This is a genomic window from Marinobacterium litorale DSM 23545 (assembly GCF_000428985.1).
Taxonomy (GTDB): Bacteria; Pseudomonadota; Gammaproteobacteria; order Pseudomonadales; family Balneatricaceae; genus Marinobacterium_D; species Marinobacterium_D litorale.
Map to the genome: position 1 here is coordinate 112473 of NZ_AUAZ01000004.1, position 19980 is coordinate 132452.

At 56.1% G+C, this 19980-nt stretch carries 16 protein-coding genes and 1 other RNA gene; 11 read left to right on the top strand and 6 right to left on the bottom strand.

Annotation, left to right across the window (positions count from 1 at the left end):
- Positions 1-197 precede the first annotated feature (197 nt).
- Entirely contained in the window at positions 198-1871 is a 1674-nt protein-coding gene (gene recN / locus G403_RS0104955; RefSeq protein ID WP_027853018.1) for a DNA repair protein RecN, read from the top strand.
- Between the two features lie 74 nt (positions 1872-1945).
- On the opposite strand, the gene fur is transcribed toward recN, so the two are convergent.
- The gene (gene fur, locus G403_RS0104960) at positions 1946-2371 is read right to left on the bottom strand and encodes a ferric iron uptake transcriptional regulator (protein WP_027853019.1); all 426 of its coding nucleotides are present in this window, start codon (positions 2369-2371) and stop codon (positions 1946-1948) included.
- A gap of 92 nt (positions 2372-2463) precedes the next feature.
- On the opposite strand from fur, the gene G403_RS22210 reads away from it, so the two are divergent.
- Entirely contained in the window at positions 2464-2793 is a 330-nt protein-coding gene (locus G403_RS22210) for an outer membrane protein assembly factor BamE (protein WP_036232619.1), read from the top strand.
- 11 nt (positions 2794-2804) lie between these two features.
- Here the strand turns inward: G403_RS22210 and G403_RS0104970 are convergent, their stop codons facing one another.
- From G403_RS0104970 to G403_RS0104980, 3 genes are read right to left on the bottom strand one after another with little or no spacing between them, the layout of a single operon-like run.
- Positions 2805-3110 (bottom strand): RnfH family protein, encoded by a 306-nt coding sequence (locus G403_RS0104970; RefSeq protein ID WP_027853020.1) that lies wholly within the window; start codon positions 3108-3110, stop codon positions 2805-2807.
- Positions 3111-3116: 6 nt separating this feature from the next.
- Positions 3117-3548, bottom strand: a complete 432-nt coding sequence (locus G403_RS0104975) for a type II toxin-antitoxin system RatA family toxin (protein WP_027853021.1) — start codon at positions 3546-3548, stop codon at positions 3117-3119.
- A gap of 28 nt (positions 3549-3576) precedes the next feature.
- Entirely contained in the window at positions 3577-4944 is a 1368-nt protein-coding gene (locus G403_RS0104980; RefSeq protein ID WP_027853022.1) for a sodium-dependent transporter, read from the bottom strand.
- 180 nt (positions 4945-5124) lie between these two features.
- On the opposite strand from G403_RS0104980, the gene smpB reads away from it, so the two are divergent.
- Complete coding sequence (gene smpB / locus G403_RS0104985; RefSeq protein ID WP_027853023.1) at positions 5125-5598, top strand: SsrA-binding protein SmpB; 474 nt, start codon at positions 5125-5127, stop codon at positions 5596-5598.
- Between the two features lie 53 nt (positions 5599-5651).
- Positions 5652-6010, top strand: a transfer-messenger RNA (tmRNA) gene (gene ssrA / locus G403_RS24830).
- Positions 6011-6291: 281 nt separating this feature from the next.
- On the opposite strand, the gene G403_RS0104990 is transcribed toward ssrA, so the two are convergent.
- The gene (locus tag G403_RS0104990; RefSeq protein WP_027853024.1) at positions 6292-6660 is read right to left on the bottom strand and encodes a metal-dependent hydrolase; all 369 of its coding nucleotides are present in this window, start codon (positions 6658-6660) and stop codon (positions 6292-6294) included.
- A 152-nt stretch (positions 6661-6812) separates the two neighbouring features.
- On the opposite strand from G403_RS0104990, the gene G403_RS0104995 reads away from it, so the two are divergent.
- From G403_RS0104995 to G403_RS0105025, 7 genes are all read left to right on the top strand, one after another.
- On the top strand, positions 6813-7727 hold the full coding sequence (locus G403_RS0104995) for a WYL domain-containing protein (protein WP_027853025.1): 915 nt from the start codon (positions 6813-6815) through the stop codon (positions 7725-7727).
- A gap of 2 nt (positions 7728-7729) precedes the next feature.
- Positions 7730-9865: a type I restriction-modification system subunit M gene (locus G403_RS0105000; protein WP_027853026.1), complete on the top strand. Its 2136-nt coding sequence runs from the start codon at positions 7730-7732 to the stop codon at positions 9863-9865.
- Positions 9862-10908 carry a phosphoribosyltransferase-like anti-phage protein gene (locus G403_RS0105005; protein ID WP_027853027.1) on the top strand — a complete coding sequence of 349 codons (1047 nt, stop codon included), beginning with the start codon at positions 9862-9864 and terminating at the stop codon, positions 10906-10908. Before G403_RS0105000 ends, G403_RS0105005 begins: the two co-directional genes overlap by 4 nt.
- On the top strand, positions 10892-13063 hold the full coding sequence (locus G403_RS0105010) for an NADAR family anti-phage protein (protein WP_211232645.1): 2172 nt from the start codon (positions 10892-10894) through the stop codon (positions 13061-13063). Before G403_RS0105005 ends, G403_RS0105010 begins: the two co-directional genes overlap by 17 nt.
- Positions 13050-15998 carry a type I restriction endonuclease subunit R gene (locus G403_RS0105015; protein WP_027853029.1) on the top strand — a complete coding sequence of 983 codons (2949 nt, stop codon included), beginning with the start codon at positions 13050-13052 and terminating at the stop codon, positions 15996-15998. Before G403_RS0105010 ends, G403_RS0105015 begins: the two co-directional genes overlap by 14 nt.
- A 209-nt stretch (positions 15999-16207) precedes the next feature.
- Positions 16208-18070, top strand: a complete 1863-nt coding sequence (locus G403_RS0105020; protein ID WP_027853030.1) for an SIR2 family protein — start codon at positions 16208-16210, stop codon at positions 18068-18070.
- Entirely contained in the window at positions 18067-19518 is a 1452-nt protein-coding gene (locus G403_RS0105025) for an argonaute/piwi family protein (RefSeq protein ID WP_027853031.1), read from the top strand. The genes G403_RS0105020 and G403_RS0105025 overlap by 4 nt, the downstream gene beginning before the upstream one ends.
- A 20-nt stretch (positions 19519-19538) precedes the next feature.
- On the opposite strand, the gene G403_RS0105030 is transcribed toward G403_RS0105025, so the two are convergent.
- The gene (locus G403_RS0105030) at positions 19539-19979 is read right to left on the bottom strand and encodes a lysozyme (protein ID WP_027853032.1); all 441 of its coding nucleotides are present in this window, start codon (positions 19977-19979) and stop codon (positions 19539-19541) included.
- Position 19980: the final 1 nt, after the last annotated feature.

Below are 19980 nucleotides of genomic sequence, written 5' to 3' on the forward strand. Positions count from 1 at the left end.
GACTGATATGCAAGAGGCAGGGAAGCGCGAACCGCTGTTATCAAAGAGTGCTGCTTCCCCGGTTTGCAGGGTATATGGGGCTGATCGATCGGTATTCAAGGCCAATTTACGCGGGAATTTTTTGTGAGGGGATTGCAGGGCCTTGGTAAATAGCTTATACAGAAAATACTGTATAAATAACCATGAACGAGACAGCTATGCTGACGTTATTGAGCATCCGTGACTACGCCATCGTCGATCAACTGGATCTGGAACTGCAGGCCGGCATGACCGTTGTCAGCGGCGAGACCGGCGCCGGTAAGTCGATCATGCTGGATGCATTGGGACTGGCTCTGGGGGACCGCGCCCAGAGCGACTCTGTGCGCGAGGGCGCGGAACGCGCCGAAGTCAGCGCCTGCTTTGATGTCACCGCACTGTGCGAGGCGCGCGCCTGGCTTGCCGAACACGACCTGGATGCCGATGGGGAGTGCCAGCTGCGCCGGGTACTCACCGCCGAAGGCCGTTCACGCAGCTATATCAACGGACGCCCCACACCGCTCGCTCAAGTCAGAGAACTGGGCCAGCTATTGGTGGACATTCATGGCCAGCATGAGCACCAGCGTCTGCTCAAAAAAGATCACCACCGGGTTTTGCTGGACGAATTCTCCGGCCAGACCGACCTGGCAGAACAGGTCCGCCGGGATTTTCATCGCTGGCGCCGCCTGGATACCGAGCTCAATACGCTAACCGAGCAGAGCGAAGAGCAGACCGCACGCGTTCAGCTACTCACCTATCAAATCGAGGAACTCGACCAACTGGCACTGGCCAATGGAGAGCTTGATTCCCTTGAAGAGGAACAGCGTGTACTGGCTAATGCCGGTGAAATTCTCTCTACCGGGCATCAACTGCTGACCCTGACATCCGACAGTGAGGGCGAGGGTGAGAACTGCCTCAGCCTGCTCTCCCACTGCCAGCAGCTACTGGACAACCTGGGCTCCTCCTCGCCTGCTCTGGCTCAAGCGGCGGAGATGCTGGCCAGCGCCCATATCCAGATCGACGAATCGAGCCGGGAGATCCGTTCCTACCTGGATTCAGTGGAGATCAACCCCGAACGTCAGCAGGAGGTTGAAGAGCGCTTAAGCTCCATCTATGACATCGCGCGCAAGCACCGCATCCTGCCAGAGGAGCTCCCCGCCTTTCACCAGGCGTTGCAGGAGGAGCTCAACAGTCTGAATCGCAGTGATGATGAACTGGATCAGCTGGCCGGCGATGTGCAGGCAGCCCGCGAGGAATACCTGTCTGCAGCCAGTCAGCTAAGTACAGCCCGACAAAGCGCTGCCACACAGCTATCGAAAGCGGTGGATGAACAGTTACACAGCCTGGGCATGCTGGCCGCCCACTTCGATGTTTGCCTGACCCCGCTGGATTCAAGTCGCTATAACGCCAACGGTCTGGAAGAGGTGGAGTTCCTGATCAGCACCAACAAGGGACAGCCGGCCCGGGCCCTCGCCAAGGTCGCATCCGGCGGTGAACTCTCGCGGATCAGCCTGGCGATTCAGGTGGTGACCGCCCAAACTTCCAGCACACCAACCTTGATCTTTGATGAAGTGGATGTGGGCATCGGCGGCGCTATCGCCGAGGTCGTGGGCAGACTCCTGCGAGAGCTGGGCGCTCGCGCCCAGATATTGTGTGTCACCCACCAGCCTCAGGTAGCATCGCAGGGACACCAGCACCTGTTTGTCAGCAAGGACTCCAGAGGTGAGCTCACGCGAACCCGGATCGACACCCTCTCGCGGGATCGCCGCGTGGAAGAGGTTGCACGGATGCTCGGGGGGATCGAAATCACCGACACCTCACTGGAGCACGCCCGCGAGATGCTGAAATCCGCCTGAGTGGCGCGATGCCTGGTACAGATAACAAAAAGCCGATCTGACATGATCGGCTTTTTGTCCTGCAAGACGAGAAATCAATCCTCGTCGCAGCCATCCCGGCAAACGCCATAGAGGTAAAGTGTGCGATCGGTCACGGTGAAACCGAGTTCATCGGCGATTTCGCCAAGACGACTGGTCAGTTCCGGGTCAACAAACTCACGCACCCGGCCGCACTTCACACAGACCACATGGTCGTGATGCTCATCACGGGCCAATTCAAATACCGAATGCCCACCCTCAAAGTGGTGACGGGATACAAGCCCGGCGGCCTCAAACTGGGTCAGAACGCGGTACACAGTAGCCAACCCGACGTCTTCACCGGTTTCCATCAGCATTTTATAGATATCTTCAGCCGAAAAGTGCTGACCTTCCCCTGCGCGTTCCAGGATTTGATAGATTTTGACTCGCGGCAGCGTGACTTTTAGTCCTGCTTTGCGCAGCTCCTGATTTTCGAGGGCCATATATTCTAATCTCTAATCGCTATGCGGTTCACAAAGGGCAATGTTAGACTGCATTATCAATTTTTAGTGGCGAAAACGGAAGTCATTTACAGATGCGAAAGGTTTTGATTAGTGTAGCACTGGCCACGTTGATCAGTGGCTGCTCAGATTTTCCCGGTGTATACAAGATCGATATTCCTCAAGGAAATGTGGTCACCCAAGAGATGATCAACCAGTTACGCCCAGGAATGACGCCTAATCAAGTTCGCTATGTGATGGGCACTCCGCTGATCACCGACACCTTCAGCCCGGAACGCTGGGACTATCTCTACAGCTTCAAGCCAGGCGGCGAGCCCCGCGTCCAAGAGCGCGTATCACTCTATTTTGAGGACGACCGCCTGGCGCGCATCACCGGCGATTTCCGCCCTGCAACTCAAGAGTAAGCGGCGTACGCTTACTCGGCTTCCTTCTCTTTTTGTGCCTTAAGTTTTGCCGCCCGTTTGGCACGCGCCTCTTTCGGGTCGGCAATGAGCGGCCGATAGATCTCAACCCGGTCACCCGCCTTTAGCACCTCTTCAGCGGGCTTGCGGATCGACTTGCCAAAGATACCCATGGGATCATTGCCAGGGTCGATCTGCGGAAACTGCTCGGCAATTCGGGACTTAATCACCGCATCGTAGGCGGTACTGCCTTCCTCAACCTGAACCGCGATGATCTTCTGCTCATGCGGTAAAGCGAAAGCTACCTCAACCGTAATCATAATCACCTACCCATAAACTTTATCGGCCCGCGTGACAAAAGCATCCACCAGGGTGGTCGCCACCGAGTTGAACACCTTGCTCATCGCCACACCGGTAATTTTTCCAGAGAACTCAAAATGCATATTGAGCTCAACCTTGCTCGCTTCATCGCTGAGCGGCGTAAAGGTCCAGATACCGGTTAGCGACTTGAACGGCCCCTTTACCAGGCCAATCACCATTCGGCTGGGACGCTGCAGTTGATTGCGTGTGGTAAAACTGTATTTGAGGCCACCCTTGGCGAGATGCAACGTGGCCTCCAGAGTATCGTCCGTTTCACTGACCACTTCAGTGGATGCGCACCAGGGCAGAAACTCCGGATAGCGGCGCACATCGTTTACCAGATCAAACATCTCTTCAGCGGTATGCAGCACCAGCGCACTGCGATTTACCTGAGACATAGACACTCTCCAACAGACTCTACCAAAATCAAGCAGCCAACTTCTCGTAGATTTTCAACGCAAAAATAACCGCGACCGCCGCCGGAGAGACAAAGCGGATCACAAAACGCCATAACTGGTACACAAAGCTTGAACGCAACGATAACTCATCTTCCGTCATCTCCCGCGTCAGATACCAGCCAACAAACAGGGCAACCAAAAACCCGCCCAAAGGCAACATGACATTCGCGGTCAGGAAGTCTAGGAACTCGAATACCGTCATCCCGAAAACAAGTAGATCAGAAGTCAGATTAAACGACCCCAACGCAAGAACACCAAGCGCCCAGACTATCACACCAAGCAGGATAGACGCCCGAACCCGACTCAGCCCCAGCGTTTCCACCAACCAGGCAGCGCCAGGCTCCATCAAGGATATCGCGGAAGTCCAAGCCGCAAAACCAACCATCAGGAAGAACAAAAAGCCAAACACCTGCCCCCCGGCCATTTGGCTAAAGGCCACGGGTAAGGTGACGAACATCAATCCAGCACCCTCCGCCGGATCAAGCTGATTCGCGAATACGATCGGAAAAATAGCGAGGCCAGCAATAAGCGCCACCACTGTATCCAGCGCCGCTATCGTCAGCACGGTTCCCCCGATAGAGTCCTTCTTACCCATGTAAGAACCGTAGGCCATGATAGACCCCATACCCAACGATAAGGTAAAGAAAGCGTGGCCCAAAGCCTCCAGGACCGCCTCGCCCGAGAGCGCGCTCGTATCGAAACTAAACAGAAAGTCCCAGCCGGCACCAAAATACCCGCTGTTCATGGAATAGATCAGAAGCACGAACAACAGGACAAACAACAGCGGCATCAGGATACGGGTGGCCCGCTCCAACCCCTTGTTCACCCCACCGGCGATGACCATCATCACCAATACAACGAACAGGGTGTGCCAGATCAGCAGGGTTTGCGGGTCTGCTAACAGACCGTTAAAGATCTGCCCGGCTTGCTCACTGCCGATATCGATAAACAGACCGCTGCCCATACCGGCGATGTAGTAGAGAACCCAGCCCGCGACCACGGAATAGAAGGAGAAGATAAAAAAGCCAGCCAGAGCACCAAGCCAACCCACACCGGCCCAGCGGCCATGATGCCCTGCCTCGTACGCGGTTTCGCGCATGGAGTTGATAGGGCTCTGCCGCCCACGGCGCCCCACCAGCACCTCTGCCATCATGATGGGCACACCCACCAACAAAATACAGAACAGGTAAACCAGCACGAAGGCTCCGCCCCCGTTTTCACCGGCGATGTAAGGGAACTTCCAGATATTACCCAATCCGACAGCAGAGCCCGTTGCCGCCAGGATAAAGATCCAGCGGTTTGCCCAGGCACCATGAATTGACTGCTTGTTTTGCATCGTTCTCACTTTCATTGCGCGTTAGGCGCGCAATTGTTCATGTTTCAGCCAGGCATCGCAACCGTTGATAGAAAAAACCGAGCCAACTCTTGACCATTTGGATAAATTTATCCGATATTTCCGGGCACTGAGCGTAGGCCAGCTTTCTTTGCCCGCTCTCCAACCGTATAATCGCGCCCCATGGCAAAGAAGAAAAAGGCTCCGGGCGGAAACACCATCTGCCTCAACAAACGTGCGAAGCACGAATACACCATCGAGCAGAAGTTCGAGGCCGGCCTGTCCCTGACCGGATGGGAGGTCAAAAGCCTGCGCGAGGGTCGCGCACAGCTGGTGGACTCCTACGTGGTGTTCAAAAACGGGGAAGCCTGGCTCGTCGGTGCTCATTTCACACCGCTGCTTACAGCCAGTACCCACGTTGTCGCTGATCCACGCCGCGATCGTAAACTGCTGCTGCACGCCAAAGAGATCGACCGACTCATCGGCGCGGTTGAAGCCAAAGGCTACACCTGCGTCGCACTGGCGCTATACTGGAAGAACGGGCGCGTAAAATGCGAAATCGCGCTGGTTAAGGGTAAAAAGCTGCACGACAAACGCGCTGCCGAGAAAGAAAAAGACTGGAACCGGCAAAAACAGCGCCTGATGGCCGCGCAGTGAACTTTTCCTCTTTTCAGTAGTCTATTTATCGCGTAGGATTTGCGCTCTTATCCGGGGGTGACTTGGCTTCGACGCCGATTACGAACCCTTGGGTGCATGCCGAGAACGTGATGATTCTCGTAAATCCCTCATCACACTAGTTATAGTTGCAAACGACGATAACTACGCTCTAGCAGCATAAGTCTGCTAGCGCCGCACTCTAAGGTGTCTGTAACTCAGAGGTTAGCGGTGTCATCCGAGACAGAATCGCCGGGATGCTTCGCCCTAAGCTGAACGGTTAAAACTAAAAGGGCTCGCCCACAGCACCCTGGCTCTCGGGTCGCGACGGGTTAACTGAATAGAGAAGCCTAAGCATGTAGATCTCGAGGCAGAGGATTGGCGGACGCGGGTTCGAAACCCGCCACCTCCACCAATACCCAAACCCCAACCCTTCTCGGTTGGGGTTTTTCATTTCTGGGGCTGCGTACCCGCGCGGGCTCCGGCGAACTCTCTCGGACTTCCCAGAACGGCCAACCAGCCCGCCTCGCGCCGGAATCCGCTCTCTCCGGCCAGATATTCTCTGGCACCCTCACCCGCCGAAATGGGCGAAGTCCGTGACCGGAGAATTCTACGCCCTTTATAATCAATGCCTTATTATCGGACTTGACGACAGGTTTGATTGGAAAACTGGTTGGGCGAAGGAAACAGCGCGCTTCAAATCTTCCCAACCAGAGGCAGCGAGCGGCTGGTCAGGGCATCCAGGGCCAGGTGACTCAGGTAGGCGGCACCGCCCACCAGAAGGAAACCACGCACGAGTTTTTCAAAACCATCGTCCGGCGCCCACTGGTACAGCTTGCGCATCCCCGCCACCAGGCCGGCCGCCACCACCACGCTGTGAAAGAATTGCCGATGATGGGGATGGACCGCCGGTTCGATTAGGTCCGGCAGTTTGCCTAGCGCCGCCCCGATTGCACCGGCCGCCAGCGGGTGATGGACGCCGGTCGCCCGGTCAGGGTTGTCGGTCGCGCAGGCCGCAATGCCAGCCACGGCGCCCGCCAGTTGATGTGTCGCTCCATTTGCCATGGTGATGCCTCGTTGGTTGTTGATACCTTGCCGATTTAATCATCATCATTTTGATGATGTCAACAACCAGTATTGACACCCATGCGGCATCAGCACTATGATCGTGCTAATTTTAAGCACAACATAAGGCCACGGGTTTGACAGGTGAGCAGATGGGGGCAGCCCTACTCGATGACATCAGCCAGGCGCAGCAAGAGCGATTGTTCCACATCGACTTCAAGCTGCGATTTCTGGGCGCCGTAAACCGTGCTGACCTGGTCACTCGCTTCGGCATCAAGGCCGCGGCGGCGACCCGGGACCTATCCCTCTATAAGGAGCTGGCGCCCAAGAACCTGGAATACGACACCAAGGCCAAGACCTATATACAGTCTGATCATTTCAAGCCGCTATTCGACCATTCGCAAAGCCAGGCACTCGCTGCACTTTGCTATGGACTCGGTGACGACTATGTGGGTACGCACCGGCCGCTGATCAACGCCGAGACACCGACTCAGCTCAACGCACCTCAACTCGACACTCTCGCCAAGGTGAGCCAGGCCATCTATCAGAAGCGTGCCCTGGAGATCCAATACCGCTCTCTGTCCAGCGGGCTGACCACCCGCGAAATCGTGCCCTTTGCCCTGGTGGATAACGGCTTGCGCTGGCACGTGCGTGCCTATGACCGCAAGCGCGAACACTTCACTGATTTTGTGATCAACCGCATTGTTAAGGCCAAGCTGCTGAACGAATCCGCCATACCGGCCAATGAGACCAAAGACGCGGACATTCAATGGAACCGTATCGTCGAGATGCACCTGGTGCCACACCCGCGACTAGAATACCCGGAGACCATTGAATACGAATACGGCATGCAGCACGGTGTGCTGAAGGTAAACGTGCGTGCGGCCGTGGCGGGTTATGTATTGCGGCGCTGGAACGTCGACTGCTCTAAGCAACACACGTTGACTGGTCCTGAGTTCCATCTCTGGTTAAAAAACACCATTACTCTTTACGGCGTAGAGAATCTTTCTATTGCACCCGGCTATTGCAATGCTGAGAGTGCAGAACTTCTTATCGAGGATGCTTGACTATGGATCAAGGCGCGCATAGCAAAATCGTTAACTTCATCTGGGGTATCGCCGACGACGTGTTGCGCGATGTCTATGTGCGCGGCAAGTATCGCGACGTGATCCTGCCGATGATAGTGATCCGCCGCCTTGATGCATTGCTGGAGCCGAGCAAGGAGAAAGTACTCGGCATGAAAAAACAGCTCGACGGGGCTGGGATCGCCAACCAGCACGCAGCCCTCTGCCAGGCCTCCGGCGAAGCCTTTTACAATGTCTCGCCCTTTACCCTGCGCGACCTGAAGAACCGCGCCAAGCAACAGCAGCTCAAGGCCGATTTCGAAGCCTACCTGGACGGCTTTTCACCCAACGTCCAGGAGATCCTCGACAAGTTCAAGTTCCGCAACCAGATCCCGACGCTGATCGAGGCGGACATTCTCGGCCACCTGATCGAGAAATTCCTCGACGCTCGCATCAACCTCGGGCCCAAGCCGGTCAAGGACGCGGACGGCAACGAAATGCTCCCAGCGCTAGACAACCATTCGATGGGCACCATCTTCGAGGAGCTGATCCGCCGCTTCAACGAGGAGAACAACGAAGAGGCCGGGGAGCACTTCACGCCTCGTGATGTGGTCAAGCTCATGGCAGACCTGATATTCCTGCCAGTGGCCGACGACATCGAATCAGGGACCTACCTCGTCTATGACGGGGCCTGCGGCACCGGCGGCATGCTGACCGTCGCGGAGGAGCGTCTGGCCGAGCTGGCGCAGAACCATGGAAAGGATGTTTCCATCCACCTCTTCGGTCAGGAGGTGCAGCCGGAAACCTACGCCATTTCCAAGGCCGACCTACTGCTCAAAGGCGAAGGGGCCGAGGCCGAGAACATGAAGTACGGCTCCACGCTCTCCAGCGATGCCTTCCCGTCGCAGGAGTTTGACTTCATGCTCTCCAATCCGCCTTACGGCAAGAGTTGGAAGACCGACCTGGAGCGCCTGGGCGGCAAAGGCGACATCAAGGACCCGCGCTTTGTCACCCAGCACGCTGGTGACCCGGAATACAAGATGATCACCCGTTCCTCGGACGGGCAGCTCATGTTCCTGGTCAACAAGCTCTCCAAGATGAAGCACACCACCCGCCTCGGCAGCCGCATCGCTGAGGTCCACAACGGCTCGTCGCTCTTTACCGGCGACGCCGGTCAGGGCGAGAGCAACATCCGTCGCTGGATTATCGAGAACGACTGGCTAGAGGCTATCATCGCCCTGCCGGAAAATATGTTCTACAACACCGGCATCGCTACCTACATCTGGGTACTGACCAACCGCAAGAGCGAAGAGCGCCGGGGCAAGGTCCAGCTCATCGACGCCACCGAATGGTACGTGCCGCTGCGCCGCAATCTCGGCAAGAAAAACTGCGAATTCTCCGAAGAACAGACTCGCACCATTGTCGATCTGGTGGTCAATCCACGTGAAACCGAAAAATCCAAGATTTTCCCCAACGAGGCTTTCGGCTACTGGAAAGTAACGGTGGACCGTCCGCTGCGCCTAGCTGTCGACCTGAGCCCGATCCGGCTGGAACGGTTCGAGAGGACCTGCGCCAAGGCCAAGGAGGAGCCGCTGGCCAACCTGGCCAGCCGTGTGGCTGATGTCCTCGGAGTCGGTCCGCATCTGGACTTCAACGCCTTTCTGAACGCCTGCGACACCGATGCCGACAAGCACGGCGTCAAGCTCACCGCCAAGCGCAAGAAGCTGCTGCAGAGCGAACTCTGCGATACCCGCGAGGACGCCACGCCGGTGCTGAAAAAATTTTACAAGCCGGGCAAGGCCAAGCCCGACCCCATCCATGGCCTGTTCGAGGCCGAGGTGAACGGCAAGACCTGCGTGGTCGAATACGAGCCGGATACAGCCCTGCGCGACAGCGAGCAGGTGCCGCTGTTGGAAGAAGGCGGCATCGAGGCCTTCTTCCGGCGCGAGGTCCTGCCCTACACCCCGGATGCCTGGATCGACCCGGGCAAGACGTTGGTAGGTTACGAGATCTCCTTCACCCGCCATTTTTACAGGCCCGCGCCCATGCGCACCCTGGATGAGATTAGGGCGGATATCTACGCCTTGGAGCAGGAAACCGAGGGGTTGCTGGAACAGATTGTTGGTGAGGCCGAACAATGAGCGAACGGGATAGCTTACTTGAGTCTATTGCTAATACTACGGCGGATTATCGAGACAGTGATCTCCCTGCACCATCTCCCGCCCATGTAGACCGCTGGGTGTGCCAATTCGACACGACAGCGCAACTGCCGATGCTGCGCGAGATGGATCATGTCCTGAAAAACACCTATTTCTCAAAAGAATGGGTTAAAGGATTTTTTGCACACCAGATAAAACATGAAAAGCTGACAGGGCCCGCCCCGTGCAGCTTTTGGCAAGCTGCTCATATTCTTGACATTCAGCAGAATGGGCACAGTCAGTCCGAGATCAGGCAATTATTCGGATCAGCACTTCTTGATCAGTGCGGTTTAAATGTTGATACGTGCGGAGCAGCGGGGGGTGACTATCTATACATCGACGATGTTGTTTTTACGGGTGGGAGAGTGAAGAACGATCTTTCCGCATGGATCAGGAACTCAGCCCCGGCAGAAGCCACCATTCATATACTCGTAATTGCAGCTCACCGTCTTGGTGAATGGCAATGCATTGAGAGCTTGAAGCAAGTCGCAACCCAAGCTGGCAAGAAAATCAAACTGAATTTGTGGGCAGCAGCGCGGATTGAAAATCGGAAAAAGTACCGGAATACTTCTGAAGTCCTTTGGCCTGCGGCTCTTCCAACCGATGGAGCTCTGGCAGCTTATATGGCGCAAGAGCACCGTTTCCCGTTTGAAGCCCGTCAGCCCGGCGGAAAGCTTGAGCATCAGATTTTCTCATCAGAGGAAGGTCGCCAACTTGTAGAGCGGGAGCTGCTACTAGCTGGCATCCGCATTCGAGGATTCTGCCAAGACCCCGGTCGATCTCTGCGGCCCCTTGGATTCGGTGCATTCGGATTGGGGTTCGGTTCAACTATCGTCACCTTCCGCAACTGCCCAAATAACTGCCCGCTTGCACTTTGGTGGGGTGATCCGGATGCCCCCGCCCACCACCCCTTTAGCAAGTGGTATCCGCTGTTCCCGCGCAAGACCTACAACAAGGAGGTCAATTTTGATGACATTGACTTCTGAAGCGACGCGTAACAGCCAGATACGAGTCTATGATCCCGCCGTGAGTGTCGTTTTCCTTAAAACGAACGAGCGTTTCGGCGGCTTATCGAACATGGCACCGGGCTTTCCGCTACGCATCAACGGCATTCCAATTCGCACTTCGGAAGCTCTCTACCAAGCCTGCCGATTCCCGCATATGCCGGATGTGCAACGTCGCATTCTCGACGAGCACAGCCCCATGACTGCAAAAATGCGTACTAAGCCGTTTCGCAGTCAGTCACGTCCTGATTGGGACAATGTGCGCGTAAAGATTATGCGCTGGTGTCTCCGAGTTAAGCTGGCGCAGAACTGGCATACGTTTAGCGAGTTGTTATTAGCGACCGAAGACCGGCCTATCGTCGAACAATCCCGCAAAGATGACTTCTGGGGCGCAAAGGTCACCAAGAATGGTACGCTCGTGGGCATGAACGTCCTTGGTCGCTTGTTGATGGAATTGAGGGAGCAACTGAAGTCTGAAGACCCCGAAAGCTTGAAGATTGTCGAGCCTCCGCCAATACCGGAGTTCATGCTGTTTCAAAAACCAATTGAACCGGTATATGCAGGCCGAAGTGCTTTTAACTTTGGAGAGGGTGAAGACCAGAAACACCGGCCAAACTCTCCGCCAATACAGCGGGACCTAATGCAAACTTCTCTTTTCGAGCAGCCGGAAAGTTCGCAGGATCAAATAACGAATCGGGAGGAACGGTTGGGCTCAACGATTAAGAGCGAGAAGCTCCAGCCCTACCCAGAATATAAGGACTCTGGACAACCATTTTTGGGGAAGATCCCGGCCCACTGGAATCTTTTCAGAAACGGCCGGCTTTTTTCTCAGCGCAACGAGACTGGTTTTGGGGAGTTGCCCATCCTCGAGGTGTCCTTGAAAACCGGTGTCCGCGTACGCGACATGGATAACCTGAAGCGCAAGCAGGTGATGTCCGACCGGGAAAAATACAAACGGGCGGCCCAGGGGGATATTGCCTACAACATGATGCGCATGTGGCAGGGGGCCGTTGGCGTTGCGCCCGTCGACGGGCTGGTCAGCCCGGCCTATGTCGTTGTGCGACCCCTTCCCGACGTGGACTGCCACTACTTCAGCTATCTGTTCCGCACCGCCTCCTACATGAATGAGGTGGACGCCTATTCCCGGGGCATAGTGAAAGACCGTAACCGGCTTTACTGGCAGGATTTCAAGCGCATGCCGTCGCTAGTTCCGCCAATTGAGGAACAGCGGCACATCACCCGGTTCCTCGAAGCGGTCGGCAGCAAGGTCCAGCGGTTCATCCGCAACAAGCGTCGGCTGATTGACCTGCTCAAGGAGCAGAAGCAGAACGTCATCAACCAAGCCGTGACCCGGGGGCTTGATCCCAAGGTCAAGTTCAAGCCCAGCGGCGTGGAATGGATCGGAGATATTCCGGAGCATTGGGAGGCCAGACGGCTCCGCACGCTGGCGGCGGTCAGGGCAAGTGGCGTAGACAAGAACACGAACGAGGATGAAGTCCCGGTCATGCTCTGCAACTACGTGGACGTTTACAAGAACGACCGCATCACCGCTGCCATCGATTTCATGAAGGCCACTGCCACGCTGGAAGAGATTCGCGCTTTTGAGCTGAAAGCGGGCGACGTAATCATCACCAAGGATTCCGAAAGTTGGGACGACATCGCGATCCCCACCTTCGTCCCCGAGGCGCTGCCGGGCGTCGTTTGCGCCTATCACTTGGCCTTGATCAGACCGTTCTCAGGTGAAATCGAAGGCGAGTTTCTGTTTAGGGCCTTCTCATCCGACCCGGTGGCAGACCAGTTCCGGATTGCCGCCACCGGCGTGACTCGCTTTGGCTTGGCGCAAGGTGCAATCAAGGGGGCATTCTTCCCGCTCCCGCCGCTGGAGGAACAGCGGGTGATTATTGCTCACATCAATGAGAAGTGCGCGGAGATCAGCCAGGCGATTTCAAGGGCAGAGCGCGAGATCGAGCTGATGCGCGAATACCACACCCGGCTGATTTCCGATGTGGTCACCGGCCAGGTGGATGTGAGCGGCATCGAGGTGCCGGAGGTTGCCGAGGAAGAGCTGATGGCGTTGGAAGAGGACACCGCCGATGACGTGATTGATGGCGAGGGGGATATGGATGAAACCGACTGACACCAGAGAAAAGGGCCTGGAATCGATCATCGTCGCCTCCCTCGTGGAGGAGGCCGGATACGTCCAGGGCGACCCGCAGGATTACGACCGGGAACACGCCGTCGACCTGGCCAAACTGCTGCAGTTCCTCGCCGCCACCCAGCCCGATAGCTATGAGGCACTCGGCATCGACGAGGAAGGCCCCAAGCGCACCCAGTTCCTGCACCGCCTGCAGGGCGAGATCGCCAAGCGCGGTGTGGTGGAGGTGCTGCGCGGCGGCATCAAGCACGGCCCGGCCCATGTGGACCTTTTCTACGGCACGCCGACCCCGGGCAACGTGAAGGCGGCCGAACGATTCGCGGCCAATATCTTCAGTGTCACGCGTCAATTGAGATATAGCCGCGTTGAGACCGCGCTCGCCCTCGACATGGCCGTGTTCATCAACGGCCTCCCTATCGCTACCTTCGAACTCAAGAACAAGCTCACCAAGCAGACGGTTCTCGATGCCGTGCAGCAGTATCAACGCGACCGCGACCCGAAGGAGTTGCTGTTCCAGTTTGGCCGCTGCGCCGTTCACTTTGCCGTGGACGATCACGAGGTGCGTTTCTGTACCCACCTTAAGGGCAAAGGCTCGTGGTTTCTGCCCTTCAACAAGGGCTACAACGACGGCGCGGGCAATCCGCCCAACCCTCATGGGCTTGCCACCGACTATCTGTGGAAAGAGACCCTCTCCAAGGCGGGGTTGAGCGACATCCTGGAAAACTACGCCCAGGTGGTGGAGGAAAAGGACGAGAAGACAGGCAAAAAGAGGTACAAGCAGATCTTTCCTCGCTACCACCAGTTGAAGGTGGTGCGCATGCTGCTGGCCAATGCCGCTGAGAGCGGTGTCGGCAGGCGCTACCTGATCCAGCATTCGGCGGGCAGCGGCAAGAGCAACTCCATCGCCTGGCTGGCGCACCAGCTCGTGGGGCTGGAGCACGAAAGCAAGGCGTTGTTCGACTCGGTCATCGTGGTCACCGACCGGCGGGTGCTCGACAAGCAGATCCGCGACACCATCAAACAGTTCGCCCAGGTCTCGGCCACCGTCGGCCATGCCGAACACTCAGGCGACTTGAGAAAATTCCTCAAGGCCGGGAAGAAGATCATCATTACTACGGTGCAGAAGTTCCCCTTTATCCTCGATGAGATTGGTGACGAACACCGCCAGAGCAAGTTCGCCATCATTATCGACGAGGCGCACTCCAGTCAGGGCGGCAAGACAACCGCCGCCATGAACCGCGTACTGGAAGAGCATCCCGAGTACGGTGATGAAGAGGAAACGCTCGAGGATAAGATCAACAAGATCATGGAAGGCCGAAGGATGGTGACCAATGCCAGCTACTTCGCCTTCACCGCGACCCCCAAGAACAAGACCCTGGAGATCTTCGGCGAGCCGGACCCGCAGCCCGACGGCACCGTGAAGCACTACCCATTCCACAGCTACACCATGAAGCAAGCCACCCAGGAGGGTTTTATCCTCGATGTGCTGAAGAACTACACCCCGGTGGAGAGCTACTACCGTCTGGCTAAAACGGTGGAGGACGACCCGCTCTTCGACGCCAAGAAGGCCCAGAAAAAGCTGCGTCGCTATGTGGAGTCCCACGAGCATGCCATCCGTGAGAAGGCGGAGATCATGGTGGATCACTTCCACGCTCAGGTGATCGGCCACCGCAAGATCGGCGGCCAGGCCCGAGCCATGGTCATAACCAACGGCATCGAACGGGCCATCCAGTATTTCCGCGCCTTCAAGGATTATCTTAAGGAGCGTAAGAGCCCTTATGAGCCCATCGTGGCCTTTTCCGGGGAGCACGAGTACGGCGGCAAGAAGGTCACCGAAACGACACTGAACGGGTTCCCCAGCAGCCAGATCCCGGACAAGGTGCAGCAGGAGCCGTACCGATTCCTGATCGTCGCCGACAAATACCAGACCGGCTACGACGAACCGCTACTGCACACCATGTACGTGGACAAGGCGCTCTCAGGCATCAAGGCGGTGCAGACCCTCTCGCGCCTCAATCGCGCCCACCCGCAGAAGCACGACACCTTTGTGCTCGATTTCTACAATGACTCGGAGACCATCCAGAAGTCGTTCGAGCCCTATTACCGCACCACCATCCTCAGTGACGAGACCGACCCCAACAAGCTGCACGACCTCAAGTCGGATCTGGACGGCTACCAGGTCTACTCCCAGGAGCAAATCGACGATCTGGTGAAGCGCTATCTCAGCGGTGCGGACCGCGACAAGCTCGACCCGATCCTGGATGCTTGCGTGGCCACCTACAACGCTGATCTGGATGAAGACGGACAGGTGGACTTCAAGGGCAAGGCCAAGGCCTTCGTTCGCACTTACGGCTTTCTGGCCTCCATCCTGCCGTACTCGAATGCCGATTGGGAGAAGTTGTCGATCTTTCTAAACTTTCTGATTCCGAAGCTCCCCGCACCCAAGGAAGAGGATCTTTCACGGGGCATCCTGGAGGCAATCGACATGGACAGCTACCGTGTCGAGGTCAAAACCAGCCTGAAAATTGGGCTCCCGGACCAAGATGCCGAAGTCGGTCCCGTGCCGACCAGTGGCGGCGGGCGCAAGCCGGAACCAGAGCTTGATCAACTGAGTAACATCATCAAGACGTTTAACGACCAGTTCGGCAACATCGATTGGAAGGATGCCGACAAAATCCGCAAGGTCATCGCCGAGGAGATCCCGGCCAAGGTGGCGGCGGACGCAGCCTACCAGAACGCCATGAAGAACAACGATAAGAAGACCGCCCGAATTGAACATGACGCTGCACTGCAGCGTGTCATGATCGAGCTGTTGGCCGACCACACCGAGCTGTTCAAGCAGTTCAGCGACAACCCGTCATTCAAGAAATGGCTGGGTGACACGATTTTCGGCGTGACCTACCAACAACAGGCCTGACAATGCGCAACGGGAATGGATCATTAATGATAGAAGCTGAGTCATGGTCGCACTGGCAAATACTTTGACTAAAAGGCGGGCTATATCCGAATTAATGCCAAGCTGGTCAAGAAGTCAGACCTGCTGGATTACGCTGCTGTTCACAAAAAATACCGACATGTCGGCGGCAAGCGATTACAGCTAGTGGAGTAATATCGGCGAGGCGGAGAATGATAAGAACATTGACTGGGTTACAGTTTGCAAGCGAGTTCTGTTTAAGACCGCAGCAATTTGCTTGGTTCCTGGGTGCAGGTGCCTCTGCCTCAGCAGGTATCCCGACCGGTTATGCAATGATTCAGGATTTCAAGAAGCGCCTATTCTGCCAATTGTCTGGTGTCAGTCCGCGGGAAGTGGACGCCAATGATCCCTTGTGGATAGATCGGATTAACCTCTATTTCAGTACTCGTTCGGTACTACCTACCCCAGATGACCCAACCGAATATGCGGCAGCCTTTGAGGCCGTCTATCCGACCCCCGAAGCTCGCCGAAGCTACATAGAAGACGCCATAAGAAAAGGCACACCATCATTTTGCCATCGTGTACTCGCATCGCTTCTGACCACTCGGCGTGTTCCCTGTGTGTTCACGACGAATTTTGACCAGCTAGTAGAGACCGCAACGACGGTAACAGATCAATTAATGCCACCAGAAAAGCGTGTGCATATGACGGTGGCTGCTATCGATAACGCAGACCGTGCCGCGCTCTGCCTACGTGAATCGCGTTGGCCACTGCTGGCCAAACTGCATGGAGACTTTCAATCCGTCGAACTGAAGAATACAGAAGGTGAACTGAAGGAACAGGATACCAAGCTGCGACGCGTTCTGACTACGACATGTACCCAATTTGGTCTCGTGGTTGTGGGTTACAGCGGACGCGACACTTCGGTCATGGAAGCTTTGACTGAGGCCCTGGCTCATCCGAATGCCCTTCCAGGTGGCATATTTTGGATCACCCGGTCTGCCCAGTCCATTCTGCCGGCGGTGACTGAACTCCTTGAAGCTGCGATAGAAGCAGGCATTTCCGCATCAATAGTTGAATCGCCGACGTTTGACGAGTTGGCCGGTGATATTATTGATAGTATTGATTTACCGCCAGAGCTGTCAACGCACGTACAGGAGTCACGGCCAGAGCAAATTCTCAAAGAAACACCTCTCCCCACTCAAGAGCGACGTAAATTCCCAGTATTGCAATGTTCTGCCGTTCCCCTTCTATCAATACCAACTTCGGCACGCCGTATTGAAGTCAACGGTACGGTATCTACCGTCCGTGCTAGGGAAATGGTGCGCGACGCTGAAGTGGATGCAGTAGTAGCAAGCAACGGTCACTATATTGCGGCGTTCGGCGCCGACAATGATCTGCTGCGAGCCTTTTCTCCCGTAGGTGGCCGACTTTCCGGCACCATCGAACTACATCCCGCCAAGGACAGCTGGGCACTAGGACTAGTCTACGACGCGTTAACCAAAGCCGTGAGCCGGAACCAGCCGCTGCGCCCTCGCCTACGCCGCAAAGGGCATTCAATTGTAGTCGAAAGAGGCTCACGAAAAGATAGCAAAGAACGTGTTGCCTGGCGAAATGCCCGACTTTCCGACCTCAAGAAAGCCTATTCTGCAGCCCTAACTGGCAAGGCCCAGGAACATGGCTACCCCTTTAGCGAGGGAATACAACTTCGGCTGGAACAGTCGGCTGGTCGGTGGTGGTGTGTGTTTGATCCTTTTACGGATGTTCAATTACCGCATCTAGAACGCAAGGAAAACCGTACTGATGACGAGTCAGTTAATTATTCGGCATCATCACAACGCGTCAATCCAGTTTCAGATTGGCAGCGTGAACGTTGGGCAAGGCGCTATAATCCAGTGTGGTCTCGAATAATTTCTGCTTGGGCAAATCTTCTGACCGGAGAAAATGGTGGGACTGTCAATGCTATTGGTTTGCCGGAGGGAACTGGTCAGGATGCGGAATTTCAGCTATCGTCGGTGACGGCATGGAGCCGCCCAAGCCATGATCATGACTACTTTCTGAGGGGCGGGAAATGAGCGCAAACTATACCAAATCAAAGCTCCCGCCCTTCTCTTTGCTGGATGAGCCACAATTAACCTTCAGTCCAGACGATAGATCCCTGGATGTGAATCCATTAAGGGGGCTGGATCGTTATAGCGCCTATAGCAGCTCGTCATTTCCGAGCTACACCCCCGCACTTCGCATTGCTACACTAGGCCCAAGCAGTGGATGGAAAAAACTGCCAGCATTGATCGATACGTTGCGATCCAATCATGGACCGAGTGATCGCAAAGAGTATGTACCAAAGTTTCGCGGTTTTGAGAGGGTATTTGGCATTCCTTTGATAGCTGCTCAGACGGCCGCCGCACACATTAAATGGCCGGATAACCTGAGTTCACTGGGTCCAGACGGGCCACCACATAATAGGTTGTTGCATGCCCTGCGCGACGGCATGAATCGCTTATCACTGCACCGAGATCAGTTCGATGTGGTATTGGTACACCTACCTGATGCTTGGCAAGTGGCGTTCCGTGCCTCCGGTTTCGATGCACATGATATGCTCAAAGCGCTCGGCGCGGCCCACAGCATTCCTACGCAAGTAATTAATGACGGAGTATTCAATTTCGGATTCAAAGCATCTTTGGCATGGCGCCTATCGATCGCGCTATACGTGAAAGCTGGGGGCATTCCATGGAAGCTCGCGCCGTTACCTGGCGTACCAGAGAATACGGCCTATATCGGCCTAGCCTATGCCCTACGAGGTAATCCCCAGGATGCGCATTATGTGACCTGCTGTTCGCAGGTCTTCGATGCAGACGGCGGGGGGATGCAGTTCGTGGCATTCGAGGCTCGTGACCCAGTGAAGAATGTTGAGGAGGCACGGCGCAACCCCTTTCTCAGTCGCAGTGATATGCGTGCGGTTCTAGCCCGCAGTCTAAATCTTTACCAAAGCCGCAACGGTGGACTGCTGCCGCGCCGACTGGTTGTTCACAAGACCACTTCGTTCAAAGCCGAGGAGTTAGAGGGCGCCCTTGATGCACTATCTGCTGTCCCTGAGGTGGAATGCGTGGAAGTTGCCAGCAGCCCTGGTTGGCGCGGCGTCTGGCTGAAGCAAAGCCGTATTGCCGGGCGGCGAAGCGATCCGGACGGTTACCCAGTCCCACGTGGCATTGTGCTGCAACGCTCGGGTGTATCCGCCTTGGTCTGGGTTGCAGGAAATGCGCCTCGTGCTTCATCCAGGGGTGATTTTTACCAAGGCGGAAAAAGCATCCCCCGGCCCATCAGCCTTATTCGTTATGCGGGCGGAGGGACAATGGAACTGACCGCGCTGGAGGCGCTTGCGTTAACCAAGATGGATTGGAATAACGATGCACTCTATGACCCTGTCCCTGTAACCATCCGCTATTCACAACGACTGGCACGGACAATTGCCAATGTGCCAACGCTACCAGGTAAAGCGTATCCGTATCGACTGTTCATGTAATTTGTAGACCGCATGAAAACTTACATGCGGTAAAGTAACACCTCCGCTTCGCGCCTGTGAATCAAGCCCTGCAGCCTTCGTCCGCCAGCCCACACCCACCGCATCAGCTGCGCCGGGACTTCAGCATGCACCTCCCGATTCACTTTCCTTCGCAGCGTCGACCGCTGCAGCGCCCCTGCCCCCAGGTTGAAGGTGAACGACACCAGCGCATCGTACTGGCCATCGGTCAGGGGTACATCGATCAGCCGCAGCACGGCGCGTTCGGCCAACTGGACATCCCGGCGCAGCAGGTCCTCGGCCTCCTGCTCAGTAATGCCCTGTTGGTACCGGTCCTGCTCATGGTCCCGAACCAGATGACCGTAGCCGATGGTGGGATACCCCGCCGGGCAAATGTAGATGGTGGGGCTGAAGCCTTCGAAGCGCTTGATCAGGTCCAGCCCGTCCTGGGTTATGTGCCGCATC

Coding starts and splice junctions, on each gene's coding strand:
- G403_RS0104970 (WP_027853020.1), bottom strand. CDS start 3,110: ATGATTACGGTTGAGGTAGCTTTCGCTTTACCGCATGAGCAGAAGATC.
- G403_RS0104975 (WP_027853021.1), bottom strand. CDS start 3,548: ATGTCTCAGGTAAATCGCAGTGCGCTGGTGCTGCATACCGCTGAAGAG.
- G403_RS0104995 (WP_027853025.1), top strand. CDS start 6,813: ATGGGGGCAGCCCTACTCGATGACATCAGCCAGGCGCAGCAAGAGCGA.
- fur (WP_027853019.1), bottom strand. CDS start 2,371: ATGGCCCTCGAAAATCAGGAGCTGCGCAAAGCAGGACTAAAAGTCACG.
- G403_RS0105015 (WP_027853029.1), top strand. CDS start 13,050: ATGAAACCGACTGACACCAGAGAAAAGGGCCTGGAATCGATCATCGTC.
- G403_RS0105005 (WP_027853027.1), top strand. CDS start 9,862: ATGAGCGAACGGGATAGCTTACTTGAGTCTATTGCTAATACTACGGCG.
- G403_RS0104980 (WP_027853022.1), bottom strand. CDS start 4,944: ATGCAAAACAAGCAGTCAATTCATGGTGCCTGGGCAAACCGCTGGATC.
- smpB (WP_027853023.1), top strand. CDS start 5,125: ATGGCAAAGAAGAAAAAGGCTCCGGGCGGAAACACCATCTGCCTCAAC.
- G403_RS22210 (WP_036232619.1), top strand. CDS start 2,464: ATGCGAAAGGTTTTGATTAGTGTAGCACTGGCCACGTTGATCAGTGGC.
- recN (WP_027853018.1), top strand. CDS start 198: ATGCTGACGTTATTGAGCATCCGTGACTACGCCATCGTCGATCAACTG.
- G403_RS0104990 (WP_027853024.1), bottom strand. CDS start 6,660: ATGGCAAATGGAGCGACACATCAACTGGCGGGCGCCGTGGCTGGCATT.
- G403_RS0105010 (WP_211232645.1), top strand. CDS start 10,892: ATGACATTGACTTCTGAAGCGACGCGTAACAGCCAGATACGAGTCTAT.
- G403_RS0105000 (WP_027853026.1), top strand. CDS start 7,730: ATGGATCAAGGCGCGCATAGCAAAATCGTTAACTTCATCTGGGGTATC.
- G403_RS0105030 (WP_027853032.1), bottom strand. CDS start 19,979: ATGCGGCACATAACCCAGGACGGGCTGGACCTGATCAAGCGCTTCGAA.
- G403_RS0105020 (WP_027853030.1), top strand. CDS start 16,208: ATGATAAGAACATTGACTGGGTTACAGTTTGCAAGCGAGTTCTGTTTA.
- G403_RS0105025 (WP_027853031.1), top strand. CDS start 18,067: ATGAGCGCAAACTATACCAAATCAAAGCTCCCGCCCTTCTCTTTGCTG.